This window comes from Paenibacillus sp. J22R232, from assembly GCF_056269165.1.
In genome coordinates this window covers 17,454-33,206 of sequence record NZ_JBWDNK010000020.1, presented here as the reverse complement: position 1 = coordinate 33,206, position 15,753 = coordinate 17,454, and the positions used below count along the sequence as shown (strand labels likewise).

12 protein-coding genes are annotated in these 15,753 nt (G+C 50.1%); 2 read left to right on the top strand and 10 right to left on the bottom strand.

The annotated features are described in order from the left end of the window. Nucleotides 1–47 precede the first annotated feature (47 nt). The gene (locus tag AC0YN3_RS29900; protein ID WP_475778560.1) at nt 48–3,935 is read left to right on the top strand and encodes a glycosyl hydrolase family 18 protein; all 3,888 of its coding nucleotides are present in this window, start codon (nt 48–50) and stop codon (nt 3,933–3,935) included. Between the two features lie 270 nt (nt 3,936–4,205). Further along, a complete protein-coding gene (locus tag AC0YN3_RS29895) occupies nt 4,206–4,370 on the top strand; it encodes a hypothetical protein (protein ID WP_475778559.1) in 165 nt (54 codons plus the stop codon). 6 nt (nt 4,371–4,376) lie between these two features. Here the strand turns inward: AC0YN3_RS29895 and AC0YN3_RS29890 are convergent, their stop codons facing one another. The 10 genes from AC0YN3_RS29890 to AC0YN3_RS29845 all read right to left on the bottom strand — a co-directional run bounded on the left by AC0YN3_RS29890 (nt 4,377) and on the right by AC0YN3_RS29845 (nt 15,721). Then, on the bottom strand, nt 4,377–4,499 hold the full coding sequence (locus tag AC0YN3_RS29890) for a hypothetical protein (RefSeq protein ID WP_475778558.1): 123 nt from the start codon (nt 4,497–4,499) through the stop codon (nt 4,377–4,379). Between the two features lie 183 nt (nt 4,500–4,682). Continuing rightward, nucleotides 4,683–5,240 carry a GNAT family N-acetyltransferase gene (locus AC0YN3_RS29885; protein ID WP_475778557.1) on the bottom strand — a complete coding sequence of 186 codons (558 nt, stop codon included), beginning with the start codon at nt 5,238–5,240 and terminating at the stop codon, nt 4,683–4,685. A 194-nt stretch (nt 5,241–5,434) separates the two neighbouring features. Continuing rightward, a complete protein-coding gene (locus AC0YN3_RS29880; RefSeq protein ID WP_475778556.1) occupies nt 5,435–6,466 on the bottom strand; it encodes an ABC transporter substrate-binding protein in 1,032 nt (343 codons plus the stop codon). A gap of 120 nt (nt 6,467–6,586) precedes the next feature. Then, a complete protein-coding gene (locus AC0YN3_RS29875) occupies nt 6,587–7,402 on the bottom strand; it encodes a helix-turn-helix transcriptional regulator (RefSeq protein WP_475778555.1) in 816 nt (271 codons plus the stop codon). Between the two features lie 237 nt (nt 7,403–7,639). After that, complete coding sequence (locus AC0YN3_RS29870; RefSeq protein WP_475778554.1) at nt 7,640–8,029, bottom strand: iron chaperone; 390 nt, start codon at nt 8,027–8,029, stop codon at nt 7,640–7,642. Between the two features lie 22 nt (nt 8,030–8,051). Beyond that, the gene (locus AC0YN3_RS29865; protein WP_475778553.1) at nt 8,052–8,240 is read right to left on the bottom strand and encodes a hypothetical protein; all 189 of its coding nucleotides are present in this window, start codon (nt 8,238–8,240) and stop codon (nt 8,052–8,054) included. A 140-nt stretch (nt 8,241–8,380) separates the two neighbouring features. Beyond that, nucleotides 8,381–9,034 (bottom strand): M48 family metallopeptidase, encoded by a 654-nt coding sequence (locus AC0YN3_RS29860; RefSeq protein ID WP_475778552.1) that lies wholly within the window; start codon nt 9,032–9,034, stop codon nt 8,381–8,383. Between the two features lie 370 nt (nt 9,035–9,404). Then, nucleotides 9,405–13,205, bottom strand: a complete 3,801-nt coding sequence (locus tag AC0YN3_RS29855) for a GH32 C-terminal domain-containing protein (protein ID WP_475778551.1) — start codon at nt 13,203–13,205, stop codon at nt 9,405–9,407. 140 nt (nt 13,206–13,345) lie between these two features. Next, on the bottom strand, nt 13,346–14,227 hold the full coding sequence (locus tag AC0YN3_RS29850) for an ROK family protein (protein ID WP_475778550.1): 882 nt from the start codon (nt 14,225–14,227) through the stop codon (nt 13,346–13,348). 15 nt (nt 14,228–14,242) lie between these two features. Continuing rightward, nucleotides 14,243–15,721 (bottom strand): glycoside hydrolase family 32 protein, encoded by a 1,479-nt coding sequence (locus AC0YN3_RS29845; RefSeq protein WP_475778549.1) that lies wholly within the window; start codon nt 15,719–15,721, stop codon nt 14,243–14,245. Between the last annotated feature and the right edge of the window lie 32 nt (nt 15,722–15,753).

The following is a 15,753-nucleotide window of genomic DNA, read 5'->3' as shown; positions in this document are numbered from 1 at the left end:
ACATGCCATGCTGCAATGTTCAAAAAATGACGATCAGAGGTGATAAGGTGAACGATTTGGCCCAGCTACAAAAGACGAAAAGATTTGTCCTGCTTCTATGCTTCGCGCTCTTATTCAGCTCCTTATTCAACGCTTCAGCCTCCTACGCTGCCGACAATGATCCTCCAGCTATCGACCCTGCCGCACCGCAAAATTTACGGATCGTACAAGATTCCCTGACACCCACAGCTGTCACCTTAGCATGGGATATTAACCCAAATGTGAACGATATCGATGTCTGGGACGCCAACACCAATGAATACCTAGACTTTGGAAACAGCGGAACCCGCACGCTCACCGCGCTTAAGCCGAACACCGCTTACCGTTTCTATATTACCTGGTATGAAAGGCCCGCAACCTTAGCTCACAAAAGCAACATCGTGGAATTCACGACGCCGGACGGGGAAATCGTGGCACCGCCTGCTTCAGGCGCACGGAATTTAAAGGTGCTGGAGGTCACCCACAATACGGTATCCCTTGCTTGGGACCCGGCCCCAGACATTGCGCATTACTGGATATGGGACGAGAATAACAAATACATTACTTGGGCGAATGATGGCGCTCAAACCGTCGGCGGTTTGACCCCAGAAACCACTTATTCCTTCTACGTGGGCCCTGACGGCATTCAAGCGCCCAACCTGACTCCGGAACAAAAGAGCAATTTGGTTACGTTCACGACACTGGCGGATGTGAGCGAATACAAAGAATCTCCGCTAGCGCCTCCCCAGAATGTGAAGGTGTCCGCCGTATCCGGCTCCTCCGTTACCTTGAGCTGGACGGGAAGCCCCGGTGCCGACGGCTATGACTTATACGTAGACGGCGCTTGGAAGGCCGGCGCGTGGGACGGCTCCAACACGATTACGTACACCCTGTCGGAACAGCAGACTGCTGCCGAATCCGTAACCTTCGTAGTCGGCGCGCAGAACTCCGTTAAGAAGCAAGTGTCTGAGAACAGCAACGCCGTCAGGCTGACTTGGGGAGAACTTGCCGCCCCACCAGATGTCCAGGTCGTTACTGCGAACCGCACGACCGTATCGCTCGGCTGGGCCCAGGTTCCAGGGGCAACGAGCTACGAGGTCTTCCAAGACGGCGTGCAGATAGGCATCAGCGATTCGAATCGTTATGTCGCTGGCGGATTGCAGGAAGGCAAATCTTATTCTTACAAGGTTATTGCCCGCAACAACCTGTGGGAATCTCCTGCCAGCCATGCGGTAACTGCCGTTCCTGGCAGCGACTATAACATCGTCACTTACTATACGTCATGGTCCGTGTCCCCAGCAGGACGACATTACTTGCCAACCGATGTCGATGTGTCGCAGGTCACGCATATTAACTACGCTTTTGCCGATATCTGCTGGAAAAAATACGGGACCGGCGCGAACGCTTGCGAGAACACGAATGTGCCTCTTCAGAACCGCTACGTGTATGACGGCGAAATCGTCATCGGCGACTCCGAGGTTGACCCGGATAATTTTGCGGCTTTTGCCGAAATGAAGAAAACCAATCCCCACCTGAAGATGATGATATCCGTTGGCGGCTGGACATGGTCCAAAAACTTCTCGAATATGGCAGCCACGGAAGAAGCGCGCCGAACGTTCGCGAACTCTGCCGTAAAGTTTCTACGTGAATATGAGCTGGACGGCATCGACATCGACTGGGAATATCCGGTCGAGGGCGGCGAATCCTACAACGTTCACCGTCCAGAGGACAAAGAAAACTTTACGCTTGCGATGGAAACGATCCGCGAGGCGCTTGATGCGGCTGGCTCCGAGGACGGCAAATACTATTTGCTGACGATCGCATCCGGCCAGGGCGATAACTTTGTCGTGAACGCAGATCTTGCGAACGCGTCGGGCTACTTGGATTTCATCAACATCATGACCTACGATTACAGCGGCAGCTGGGAGCTGCTTGCCCATCATAACGCCCCGCTGTATGCGGATAAGAACCATCCGAAGGAAACGGCTGCCCGCAACCATGTCAGCGGCGGAGCCCTTGGGCACCTGAACGGCGGAGTGCCGGACTACAAGCTGGTGCTTGGCATTCCTTACTTCGGCAAAGGCTGGAGCGGCTGCCCGGAACCAGGCGAGTATGCGACATGTACGGCGGTACCGACCGGAACGTGGGAAGCAGGTATATTCGACTTCACGGATCTGGAGGAAAATTACGTGAATATGAACGGCTTTGTCCGCCACTGGAACGAAGCATCCAAGGTCGCTTATTTGTACAATAGCGAGAGCCAAACGTTTATTACGTACAACGACAAAACCTCGATGATGTATAACGCTTCCTTCGTGAAATCACTGAATTTGGCAGGCGTGATGAACTGGGACAACAGCGGCGACCGCAATCTGACGTTATCCACGCAGCTCGCGCATGATCTGCCGATTAACGGCGCAGTGAATACGGATGCCCTGCCGGCTCCCGCCAATCTTGTGCTCGTATCAAGCAACCACAATGCCATTGCGCTGCAATGGGATGCTGCCGAGCATGCGACAGGCTATGAGGTATTTGTGAATAATCAATACGCGGGTTACACAACGGTATCGAAATTTACGGCAAGCTCGTTGGCGGAGAATACCAGCTACAAGCTTCACGTGCTTGCGGTTGTAAAGGACCAAGATGAAATATTGAAGGTATCCGCCGCCAGCAAGGCACTTTCTGCAATGACGCTTGCTGCTCCCTCCTCTGGTGGCTCAATGCCTCAGCCGCCAAGCAAAAGCGCGGATGAGCTGGATGCCAGCATCACTAAGGACGGCAGCAAATGGACGTTAGACGTACAAACGGATGCCGCAGTGAAGAAGATTCAAGCGTCTGGCTCGGCAGCCTACCACATTACGATTAGCAGCGAGGCCAAGCAAATCGTAATCCATGTCTCCAAAGCAGTCATTGAAGCGCTTGCCCAAAAAGGCGAAATGCCGACTCTCTCCGTGGTGTGGAACGGGGTAACCTACAGCATCCCGGTTCATGCGGTGCATCTCTCCGCCGATATTAGAATTTCAATCGCTGCTCCGGCAACCAATGTGATCGACCAGATCAACAGCTTAGCGAAAAACAGCGAATTCAAGCTGCTCGCCGCGCCGCTGGATTTCAAGATCGAGCAGCTGGCTGCAGACAAAACGTATATCGAGGTGAAGGATTTCGGCAAGCATGCGTTCAGCCGCAAATACACGCTGAAGGCTGCCGACATTGATGCATCGCATACCACAGGCGTCGTGTATCTCCCTGAGAGCGATGAATTCCGCTCCGTACCGACTAAGATCACAACGAACGCCGACGGTACGGCTTCAATCGAATTGATTCGAAACGGCAATAGCATCTACGCCATTGTCGAAACGAATTTCAGCTATAACGACGTGACAGCCGAATGGGCGCGCAAAGACGTTGAACGCGCGGCTGCGAAGCTGATCGCGTCCGGCGAGAGCGCTGATACATTCGGCGTGAACATCAGCATTACGCGAGCTGAGCTCGTGTCGATGATCGTGAGAGGGCTTGGTATTTTGCCGGATACATCCAGCCATCCTTTCAAGGATGTTGACAGCAGCTCCGAGTATGCCGGCGATATTGCAGCTGCTAAGAAGCTGGGCCTGATCAAAGGCATATCGGCCGATCGCTTCAATCCAAGCGGCACCATTACGCGACAGGATCTGTCCGTTATGTTAGCTAATGCTTGGCAATATGCAGGTCACGCGAATACGGCAGACCCTGTGGTGCTTGAGCGCTTTGACGATCTATTATCCATTGCGTCTTATGCCGAGGCTTCCGTTGCCCTAGCTGTCGAGCAAAAGGTGCTGCAGGGCGTTTCGCCAACCACCTTCAGCCCGCTCTCCAAGGTGACCAAAGCCCAGGCTGCCGTGGCGGTTATGCGATTGCTGGATGCTTTGAAATTAACGTAACAAACAAGTAAGCAGCAATGGTGCTGGCTGTCCCCAGAGGCTTTTCGCGAAATTCCAGCTCCCTTTATCTACGCCCTATAGAGCTTAAAAAAACCATCAACACCACTTCTTATCGTGGTGTTGATGGTTCTTCGTGCGTGTTAGGAAGCTGGTCAAAGGTTCTTTCGTGCTGGTTAGGGGGACTAATACGCTCCGGTTTACCCTATTGGGAGCGTCTCTTTTGCATTTGTTGCATTTGTTGCATTTGTTGCATTGGTTGCATTGGTTGCATTGGTTGCATTGGTTGCATTGGTTGCATTGGTTGCATTGGTTGCATTGGTTGCATTGGTTGCATTGGTTGCATTGGTTATATTGGTTGCATTGGTTGCATTGGTTGTGTTTATTGCATTGGTTTCACTTGTTGCACTATTAGCATTAGTAACATTTGTGACATAAGTGGCGCTAGTGGCGCTTCTTAGTAAACGATTGAACCGCGTTTTTCAGCTTATCTCGCGCATCTTTATTTTTCATCAGATAAGTGACACCCATTCCGATTGCAGTAATCAGTACCTTTTTCTTGTTCATGGTTACTACCTCCTTGCAGCTCTTTCTATGTATATACCCAATATCACGCCGTTTAAGCAGCGGCGACTAGCGGAAAGGCTTTGACTTTGGCTTTGACTTTGGCTTTGGCTTTGGCTTTGGCTTTGGCTTTGGCTTTGGCTTTGGCTTTGGCTTTCGAATTTACTCAAGCTTCAGCTTTCACAATTAGAGCGGGGAGCACATTTTCTCATACTTATTAAATTCTCCCATGTCATTTACGGCTGAGCCTTTATAATCGTAGCCGCAGCTCAGATAGAAGCCGTTCAGCTTCTCATTGTTCGCGATACAATCAAGCCGAATACGGTCCTTCCCTTCGAAAATAATGCCGGAAGCCGCCCAGCGGACGATCGCTTCACCCAAGTTCTTGCCTGCCGCTTCGCGGTTAATGGCAAGCCGGTGCAAATAGATCGAGGACTCATGCCCCTCAGCTCCCCATAACTCGCGATCCCAAGCGCTCTCCTTCTGCATAAGCATGACGATCCCTGCCAGCATGCTGCCCTGCATAAACAGGTAGACCTCACCGCGCTTAATCGCCTCCGGCGTCTGATGGGAATCCTCCCCTTGCAGCAGGCCGCTCCACTGCTGGGAACCTTTGCTCCGCAGCCATTCCGCGGTTTGAACGAGCAGCCGCAGCACCGCTTCCGTATCTTCCGGCCTCGCCCGAAACACCTCGATATCCGGCTCTATGCTTCCCAATGAATCCGTACGTATAGAAATGGTCATAATCATTAACCTCCTGAAATACTAGTGCTGCTACTAGTATATCCTATCCCCAGGCGAGATAAGATAGCTAAGGGCGTTCGGAGTATGAAGCTTTTGTTTACGGGTATCTGCCTTCAACTAGATGTAAAACGCAAAAAAAGAAGGGAACGATGTCCCTCCTCTTTTGATGCCTAGCTGTATGGGATTCAGCTTGCCTATTTCAATGCATCCACAATAGCTGCTAAGCCGTTGATTTTACTAATCGGACCATAGCCATAAGCAAGCTCACCGTTAATCGCGTACACTTGGTTCTGCTGGACCGCCTTCAGCTTCTTCCATACTTCGCTTTGTTCCCACTCGTCTGAGAGAGCTGGCATCGATTTGTCATTGTAGTTGAAATACCCTAGGAAAATATGGTCCGGGTTAATCGCGCTAAGCCCTTCAAGCGTAAGCTCGATGCCGTCGCCCTTCGCCTCTTCTGGAGCATTCAGGCCGAGCGGCTCATAATAATCACCAGCATAGGTTGTGCCCTGAAGCCAAATCGCCTTGTCTCTAACCTGCAAATAAGCAACTGTACCTTCCACATTGCCTAGCTGCGATTTCGCTTCCTCCACCTTTGCGGTAAAATCGCCGATTGTCTGCTTGGCAAGCGTCTCTTGTCCGAGAATGTCGCCGAACTGGGTAATTACACCTTGCCAATCCGTCCATACATTCGTTTTTTCTTCATCGATCAGCACGGTAGGCGCAATCTGCGACAATTGGTCCGTAATGTCCTTATTCGTGACGCTGCCCGCCAAAATAATATCCGGCTCATATTGCAGAAGAGCTTCCAAGTTAACAGCCGTATTCTCGCCAACAATTGTCACCTCGTCAAACTTCTCGACATAAGGCTTGTATACATCCGAATCCAGAAAGGAATTTTTCTCTGTGAACGGGAGCGTTACCGCAATGGAAGGCAGCTCAAATCCTAGCAGCTGCTGCGTTAGTCCCCAATGCACGAGGGCGACTTTTTTCGGCTGCTCGGCAATCGTAACTTCTTTGCCGTCTGCGCCCGTCACCGTTCTTGGAAAAGCGGCGCTGTCTCCCGCATTCGCGTTATTTCCGCTCGTATTTTCTGCCGCATCGGTCGCAGCCGGCGCTTCCGTCGCCGCATTGTTCGCCGTTCCTGCATTGGAGCAGGCACTTACGAGCATAATAACAAACAATAGCAGGCAGGCTGCTGCCTTACGTAATGTAGCTGTCTTCATTTCATTCTTCCCCTCGATGTCTCTCATTTAGTTGATAACGATTATCATTATCGAATTAATAATACCATCGCTCCACTTATGAGCAAATAGATAATTTCCCGTTTTCAGGATGGATTATTTCTACTCGCCCTGCAGCCTCACGGAAGAAGGCGACATGCCGTAATGTTTTTTGAACAGCCTGCTGAAATAATAAGCATCCGAGTAACCGACGCTTCTCGCAATTTCGCGAATGGAGAAGTCCGCCGTCGTCAGCAATTCATGGGCAAGGTTCATCCGGTATTGAATCAAGTAATTAATCGGTCCGATACCGGTATATTTGCGAAATAAATGCGAGAAATATTTGGCTTTCATCTGATGCTGCTCTGCCAGGCTCTCCAGCGTTATCGGCTCCATGTAATGCTTCCTAATATGCGCAATCGTCTGCTCCATCATCGGTTGGCTCTCGCTATTCTGCTGGTATCTCTCAAATAGGAGCGCTTTATTGAGCAGCCGGTAAAATAACGTTTTCTTCTCCAGCTGCTCGATATTGCCAAGGATCGTAGAAAGCCCTCGGAGCTGCTCCATTAATTGAAGCAGAGCCGCATCCAGCTCGATATGAAGCTCGTTAACCTTTTCGATAAACGTCGGATCTTCCTGCCTCGCATGCGTAGGCAAATAATGCACGAGAAAATATTCGAATTCACTCGTCCGGACCTCGAATTCGAGACTGCGGTTGCAGCCGCCAAGCAGCGTTTTCCCCGGATACATCGGATAGCTTACGCCGTCATAGAAAAAGACAGCCTCTCCCTTCAGCGCAATCAGCAAGGCGCACTTGGTCGTAGGCTGAAACTTGTGTCCTTGGTAAATCCCGGTACGAAGCAACGTCTGGTGCACGCCATATACGTCAACGGGCACCTGCAAGAAATAAGCAGCCAGCTCATCGTACTGACTTTCCATACCAACACCCTTTCTTGTCCCGTTCAACCGATTATTCCCTTATTGTACTCGAGAAATTTAGGCGACTCAATGTTTAATGGGCATAATGCTTGAAGCGTTGATGCATGCAGTCGCTTTATTGTCCGAGACATGCAAAAGTCCCCAGAGCATAGCTTCTGAGGCGTTGTGGTTGGTTATATAACGTTCGGGCTTCTAGCGGTGTAATTGGCTGCAATAGCCTCACCTATTTAGAACGGTTTATTTCTTCTTTTTCAGCTTGCTGTTTGCTTTCTCGATGTTCTCTGCAACTCTGTATTTCACGATCTCGCTAATTAATTCGTAAGGCATCGGTTTATCCAAAGGAAATTGAATCGATCCCTTTGCTCCTTTATACTTTGCCAACTGCTCCTTGAAGGCAACGATTCCGCTTGGAGCCGGATATAAGCCGATATGTTTTTTGAATGCTGCAAAATGCACCAAATTCCCGTTATGCACAAATGTCGGCATTTGATAGCCGATTTTCTCTGTTGCTTCGGGTGCTGCCTCTTGGATCACATGCCTAATCTTCTCCAATATGGCTTGAATCTCGGCTGGAAAGGTAGAGATATATTGATCGATCGTCTCGAATTTCGATTTAGCCTCGTCCATGGTTACTCCTTTCCATACCGAATTATTTCCGGCGTTTCCGGGCAATTCTAGTATAAACAACGATTGCAGCGATAAGCATGCTGATAAACCCGATATTTTCTGCCTGCGCCTGCGCCATCCCAAATACCATGCAAAGATTCGTAATCAGGCTCTTAACGAGCAGGGCAATGACAATCAACATGAGCGGCCGGATAAAATTATATTTTCTCATCTTTTCATACACTCCTGACGAAAACCGAAATTAGACATGCTCCCTCAAAAATGCGAAACTGAAACCGCTTTTACGGGAGTAACCCCGGCAAGTATACCAGTTTCCGGGCCAATCGTCCAACCTTTCCGCATTACCCGATGTTAAAGCGTCATGGCCTGCCCATACCTGGCCAGAAACTCCTCTTTTTCTTTATAATCCGGCATGATGCTTCCCACCCGTCTCCAGAAGGATCGGTCATGGTTCATATGGGTGAGATGGCATAGCTCATGGATAATGACATAATCAATTACCTCGAGCGGAGCCATCGCCAAGCGGTAATTAAACGTCAAATGCTTCTCTGAGCTGCAGCTTCCCCACTTCGTCCTTGATTCCACGATCTCTATCGTTTTGGGCTTCACCTTAAGCTGTGTTTGATAGGGTTTAATCCGCTCGCCAATGATTTTCTTGCAGCTGCCGAAATAAAACTTTTTCAGACTGACCTTTAGCTCCTCTTCGGTCAGCTCCTTCGTCTCAATCAGCTCATGCAAATAATAATATTTCCCCAAGTGAAGGAACTTCCCTTCATCTTGATATTCCTTCGCCTTTGGAGCCGAGCGTGCCGCTTCTAGCGCCTGTAACTTTTGTACAATCCGTTCCCCGTTTCGTTCCACGGCGGCCATTACCTCATCATCGCTTGTGCCGTTAGGCGCCTTAATGGTGACATGACCCGTAGAGTCGATATGGATATACAGTTTTTTTCTATTCGCGTATAACACGTTAAATGCAATCGTCTGATTATTGAATTGTATTTTCATGGTAACCTTCATTTCTGTTCAGTCATTTCTGCAGCTCAAAACAAAGAGGAAACAGAGTCTCGATCCAAGATTTTCGCTTTGCTTCCGTTATCGCTTCTCCTATTGTATCAAAAACAGATGTGGTTTAGGCAGCCGTTTAAACAGGCGTTACAAATACTATTCTCCCTGCATGTTCATAATAATCGAATGAAACAACGGTTAACCAAGAAGAAGTGCACAGCTCTGCTAGAAACACCAAAGGTTAGTTTCATTGTTTTTTGCATATTTCAAAACATAAAAGAGGGTGTGCCAAAAGCTTATGGCACACCCTCTTTCATTTATTCGAAGATACAATTAGCTGCAGCCTTACCTAATTGCTAATTGTTGCCGCTTACCAATCAGCCTTCCACTGCTGCCGATCCAGTCCTTCTACTGGATCATTCAACGTTAGAAGCATGCCGTCTTGGGATGCCTCTAGCGCTTTTCCATTATGCACCGATAGAATGCTTGCCGTGCCGTTTGCATTTTTCTTCACGATCCAACGCTGGTTGTCGTAGCCCAAGTAATTGTACAGCTGGATCGTATTCTGGCTCGTATTCAAGTCCATCGCTTTTCCGCCCTCGGCTCGAATCGAATAGGAGCCAAGCTCATCCCCTGTCGGAATTAGCAACCAATTCGTGCCTGCATCAGCATTTATGGTAACCCGCTCACCGTTCTGCCCGCCTGCTGCATGCAAAAACTTGCCTGTCGCATGGTTTGTAAAGAAAGTTGAGGTTACATTCGCTTCCTGCCTATTGGTAGCTAGAACGTTCTGGTAGGACGCTTGCCCTCCAAATACGTTTAAGCCAAAATGCCCTTCCGCGAATGTGCCATCCTGAATATTTATCATGCTCTCACCGTTAACAGCTATTTGAATATGAGGGCCTTTGGCTTCAATTTTCACATGATAGGACACTCTGCGCTGAATAAATGCAGGTACCCTAGCAATGACCATCCGTTCCTCGAAAGAGCCGTCAACCTTATAGAACAGCCGGTAAGCCTTCATATTCGGATCCAGATTAAAATAATAGCCGCTGCGCCCGTCAGCGCTTGCCCGAAACAGAATGGAACCCGCTCCCCCGTCCTCCCCAAGCCTAATATCAGCCTCATAGCTAAAATCCCCAGCGGTCTCCTGTGCGATATAATTCGCATCGCTCGAATAGCTGCCCCGGATTCCATTACTCGTCACAACCCAATTGGCAAGCGCAAGATCCGGCTCGTAGCCGGTCAGATTGGTCATAAATTGACCGTCGTACACCCGAACGACCACACTTGCGGAGGCCCGGCCATCCAGCGTAGAAGCCGTTATGGCAGCTTCCCCCGCACCCATGGCTTGCACAACGGCCTTGCTGTCGCTAGAAGAAATGATTTTCACGACGCTTGGATCACTCGCAGTCCATCGCAGCAGCTTCTTTCCTTTTCCGTTCGTACCGCCGTGATGCTGATCCACGGCCACGTACAGATGTTCACTTTGACCGACATTCAGTTCCCTGTCGCTTGTATCCATAACGACCTTGGCCCCGGCATCCTTCGACAAATCATTCCAAGCATTCGAAAGGGCATACACGTTCAGCGATACTACTTTTACCGGGCCACCTTTCGCATAAAAGCTCATTCCGCGGCTTGCTGGGTCAGGGAATATAACGTCAGAGAATACAACCTCCCCCTCATTGCCGAATACCTCAATGGAAGAATCATCAACGAAAATGTTCATTTTCACCCGATTCGCCGCTCTCTTAAGCGGCGCATTCTGCAAGGTAGAGAATAAGCTTGAAAAATCAGTTACCCCCGATAGAGTTCGGTCAACGAACAGCTCGCTTTCAGCCGTTCGATAGCTTACGGCCGTCTTGTTCGGGTTGCCGCCTTCCCTTACGTTAAAACCGAATTCCGTCACCGCGCTTCCTGCAGGAATTTCGATTTCGGCTTCAATCTCGAAGGCGCCCGAGGATAAGCCTTCAAGCAGATTGGAAGAATTAGCGTCTACTTTCTTATTTTTAGCCTGATACAGCTTTGTTCGCAAAGACTGCAGCTCTTCAATAGGAGCTTGAACGAGTCTGGCTCCATCGCCGGTATTCCGAAGCTTCACTTCTCTCGGAATAGTAAGCTCGCCCTTCCATCCCTCCGTAGGAAAGGCGAAGGGGTAGTCCCAATTCGTCATCCAAGCCAGCATGACTCTGCGCTTGTCCGGCATATTCGAGAAGGACATTGAGGCATAAAACTCCTTGCCATAGTCGGTTCTAAGTACTTCGCCTGCCGCATTGTCGTTTACAAACTTCCCTTCCGCTGTCAGCTGGCCTACAAAATATTCAGCGTCTGAGCCTTTCGTTGCCGGATTAGCGCCGGTGCTAATCATCAGAACCCATTTCTTCTCATTGGTTCCCTCAATGGCCAATTCGAACAAATCCGGGCATTCCCATACCCCTCCGCGCACATAGTCGCCATAGCCAAAGTTATCGGTAAAAGTCCAATCTATTAAATTGGTTGACGTGTAGAAACGGATATGATCCCCACCGGAAACGACCATAACCCAGCGCTGTCTCGCTTCATCTCTAACGATCTTCGGATCGCGGAAATCCCAGCCGCCCGCTTCCTCTCCTTGCTTGCCTGGATTCTCGATCACGATCGGATGCTCATTCGAATATTGCCAGGTTCGTCCTTTGTCCGTGCTGTAAGCAAGCCCGATGCGCTGATTGCCATTGATAGCATCAGGATTATACGAGGTATAATAAGCCAGCAGTCCCGTGCCCCCTGATCCTGTGAACAGTCCGGAATCATTATTCAAGTCGGCAACTGCGGAACCCGACCATACATGGCCAAGCTCATTCCAAGGCAGGCTGATCGGAAGCCGTTTCCAGTGGATCATATCCTCACTGACGGCATGTGCCCAAGTCCCTCCATCCTGATGGAATAGATGATATTCACCCTCGTAGTAGACAAGTCCATTCGGGTCGCTCGCTGAACCCCGAGCCGGAGTATAATGATAATCCGGGCGGTACTTCTCCATGTAGTAATCAGAAGCGCCAGTCAGATAAACGTTCTGAAAATAAGCTTGCCCTGACAGAACCATAAGCCCCGCGTATCCTCGCGAAAAACGATGATCGACCATTTGTATGGCAGCATCCGAATAACCATCAATATAAATCGCCACCTGCTTCCCTTTGGCGACAATCTCAAGATGATGCTTCGTTGCTTCTTGAGTCGGATAAACAAGCTTGGACGTGCGAATAACCGAACCGTCCATTTTCTTCAGCTGTACGGCGACGCCACCGTTCTTTTTTACTAATACAGCGGCATAACCCTCCGTGCCTTTAACATTTGCTCTGAAGACCAGGGCTGCTTCAGCTTTCCCAGCTTGAAAGGAGATATCGCCTTCGTAGACGAAATCGTCTGCCTGTTGACTGTGAATCTGAATAGCCGCTCTGTCAGCAGCTTGACCTTCCCAGCCCTTCAGATCCGGTTCCCACGCTCCTACAGCATAAACGATATGGCCAAGATTGCTCATTAGCTCGCTTACTTTCACATTTTGGAATAATGCCGAGCCATCCCATACATTTAGCCCAAGAAAACCTGATTCGTAAGCAGTATCATTCGTATTTATAATTGGCGTATACTGATTGTTCCAATACACTTTCAAGCTGCTTCCATTCGCGATGACTTTAAGATGGTAGATTTCACCCTTCTGCAAGGTGACTTGACGTTCTTCCCTTAGCCCGCTGTCGCTAGCAGCGTCCCTTAGACGGATTAAGCCAGCATTGGGCACGATTTGTAGCATATAGGAAGCCCAGCCATCCTCATTGGAGCGGAACACCAAAGACGCATCCGCATTGGGATCGGTTATTTTAACGTCAGCCTCAAAGATGAAGTTATCGGAAGACACGCTGGAGATCGCCATCACGTTTTCCTTTCGATCGGAAGTAAGGAGCATTCCCTCCTGCGTATGATCCATCGTTCCTTTTCCTTTGACTTGCCAGCCCGTGAGATTCGCGTTCAAATTGGATGCGCTTTCAAAAATAGCTGAGCCCTCCCCGTTAGCTACCATGCCCTCTGCTGTCCTCCCCGGTGCCGGATTAATCGTAATAGCAGCCGTCACGGTAGCAATCATAACCAAACCAGACACAAGGATGGATCTCCATTTATTCCGCTTTGCCTTCATTATTTTCCCTCTCTTCTTGTTTAAATGTTCGATTGACCCGTTCAATGGAAAGAGCGGGAAATCACCATACGACGCTAGACAACACGCAGGCGATTCCCGCAATCCTTTGACATTCACATGTATGACTGAACAGAGCTGTTCTACTGTGCCTGCTTATAGGCTCGTAATCCAAGGGCTAGTGCCCCGTATAGTCCCGCTTGATGTCCAAGACCCGGCGGTACGATGTATCGCTCCATGTGGCTCGTTATTTCGTCTGCTTTAACATAGCCGCTCAGGTTGTGCTTCACGGCTTCCCTGATCAGCGGAAATAGCTGGGATTGCTGCATGACGCCTCCGCCAAGAATGATTTTGTGCGGCGAGGTCGTTAGTATCGCATTCGTAATGGATTGAGCGATGTAATAGGCTTCGACTTCCCATGCCGGATGGTCTGAAGGAAGCTCGAATCCCTTCTTCTGCCAACGCGCCTCGATAGCGGGTCCCGCTGCCATCCCTTCCAGGCAATCCCCGTGGTACGGGCATGTGCCAGCGAAGTCATCCTGCGGATGCCTTCTGGTCAATACATGCCCGCCTTCCGGATGGACAAGCCCGTGCACCAGCTGGCCTTCAGCATATACGCCTACGCCAACCCCGGTGCCAATCGTATAATACAAGCAGCTGCGAAGCCCCTTCGCCGCTCCCCATACGATCTCTCCATATGCGGCGGCATTCACGTCCGTATCCCAGCCATACGGTACATGAAAATGGCGCTTCAGCGTTCCGAGAAAATCATTATTTTCCCAGCCCGGCTTAGGCGTTGTCGTAACATATCCATACTGAGCGCTTTCGGGATGCAGCTCTATGGGACCAAAAGAGCCAATGCCGATAGCCTCAACCTCTTTATCGGTGAAATACTGAATCACCTTGCCCAGCGTAATATCCGGATGCTCCGTCGGAAAACTGACGGAATCCTCGATTACCCCCTGCTCATTGCCGATGCCGCAAATAAACTTGGTGCCTCCGGCTTCAATGGCTCCTATGCGCATGACTGCGACCTCCCCTTAGTTCGCCTTAGCCGCAGCAGATGGGATTAGCTTGTATAGGCTTAGGGAAGGAATGATAGCGTCACTCTGAGCCGGGAAGAACGAAATGCCTGTCGCATCCGCATCGGGATAGATCAGATCGGTAATCACTGCCTGGCCGTCGCCGCCAAACACTTCTACGGAACCCGCATCTACGAATATGCGCAGCGCCAAATTCTCACCGCTTGTTAGTAGCTTTGCAGCATGAACACCAAGGAAATGAGCATGGAAGCTGTGCAGGCCGGACTTGGTACGATCGACATAAATCGTATTTGCCGAGGCGTCTGCACCAACAATTGTCTCATTTGTTGCTCCCACTCTAACTTTGAAGCCTAGCGACTGATTAGGAGGAAGCTCCGCATGAATTTCATAGCTTATCAGGTTCAGCTGCTGCAGCGCTTCTGCCACATCGCTAGCTGTTACATTCTTTAACGTAAGGATCGGCCTGCGGGCACTTTCCAGCTCAACCGCCGGCTTCTGTACTAACGTGGCAATGTCGTTAATCGTCTCAAGCGTCAGTACTCTCGGAATCGTCATTGCACCGCGGAAGCCTTCGGTAGGCGTCTGATTGGCATATTGCCAGTTGCTCATCCAGCCAATGAAGAGGCGCCTTCCATCCTCCGCCGGCATATCGGACCAGGTAATGCCCGCATAATTATCGCGTCCGTGGTCAGCCCATCTCACTTCCTTGGATGCGGCATCCGGCGTAAAGGTAACGCCGTCAAATTCGCCCGTAAAATATTGCGTTCGGGAGCCTTCAACGAATGCAGGATCAGCGCCGATACTAACCAGCATCACCCATTTCACACGGTTAGCATCTCCGTCCACTTCCAGCGGAAAGAGGTCCGGACATTCCCACACGCCATCATGAGATCCAATGCCATTGCCGAACTCGCTGCCAAATGTCCATGTCTTCAGATCAGGCGAATGATACAAACAGACCGTCTGGCCGCAAGCAATGATCATCCCCCAGCGGCTCTTCTCCTCGTGCCAGAACACCTTAGGGTCGCGGAAATCGATAAAGGCCTCCTGCTCCAGAACCGGGTTCCCCTCGTATTTCACCCATGTTCTGCCCTTGTCCGTACTATAAGCCAGACTCTGGCGCTGAATCGGATGGCTGCCCTCTACTTCCAAATGATGGGTGAAAATCGCGACAAGACCCGGGCCATTCTCGAAAAATCCCGTCGTATTATTCCAATCGACGACCGCGCTGCCAGAGAAAATCGTACCGTGCTCGTCGGGAGAAAGCGCAATATCAAGCTCTTCCCAATTGACTAGGTCTTTGCTAACCACATGTCCCCAGTGCATAGTCCCCCACGTATCGCCATGCGGATGATGCTGGAAGAACAAATGATATTCCCCTTCAAAATAAACCATGCCGTTAGGATCATTCATCCAGTTCGCCTGCGGCGAAACGTGATAGGCACCCCTGTAGTTTTGTTTAGCCAGTATAGACATAATGATTCCTCTCCCTTGCTCCCATTTATCTT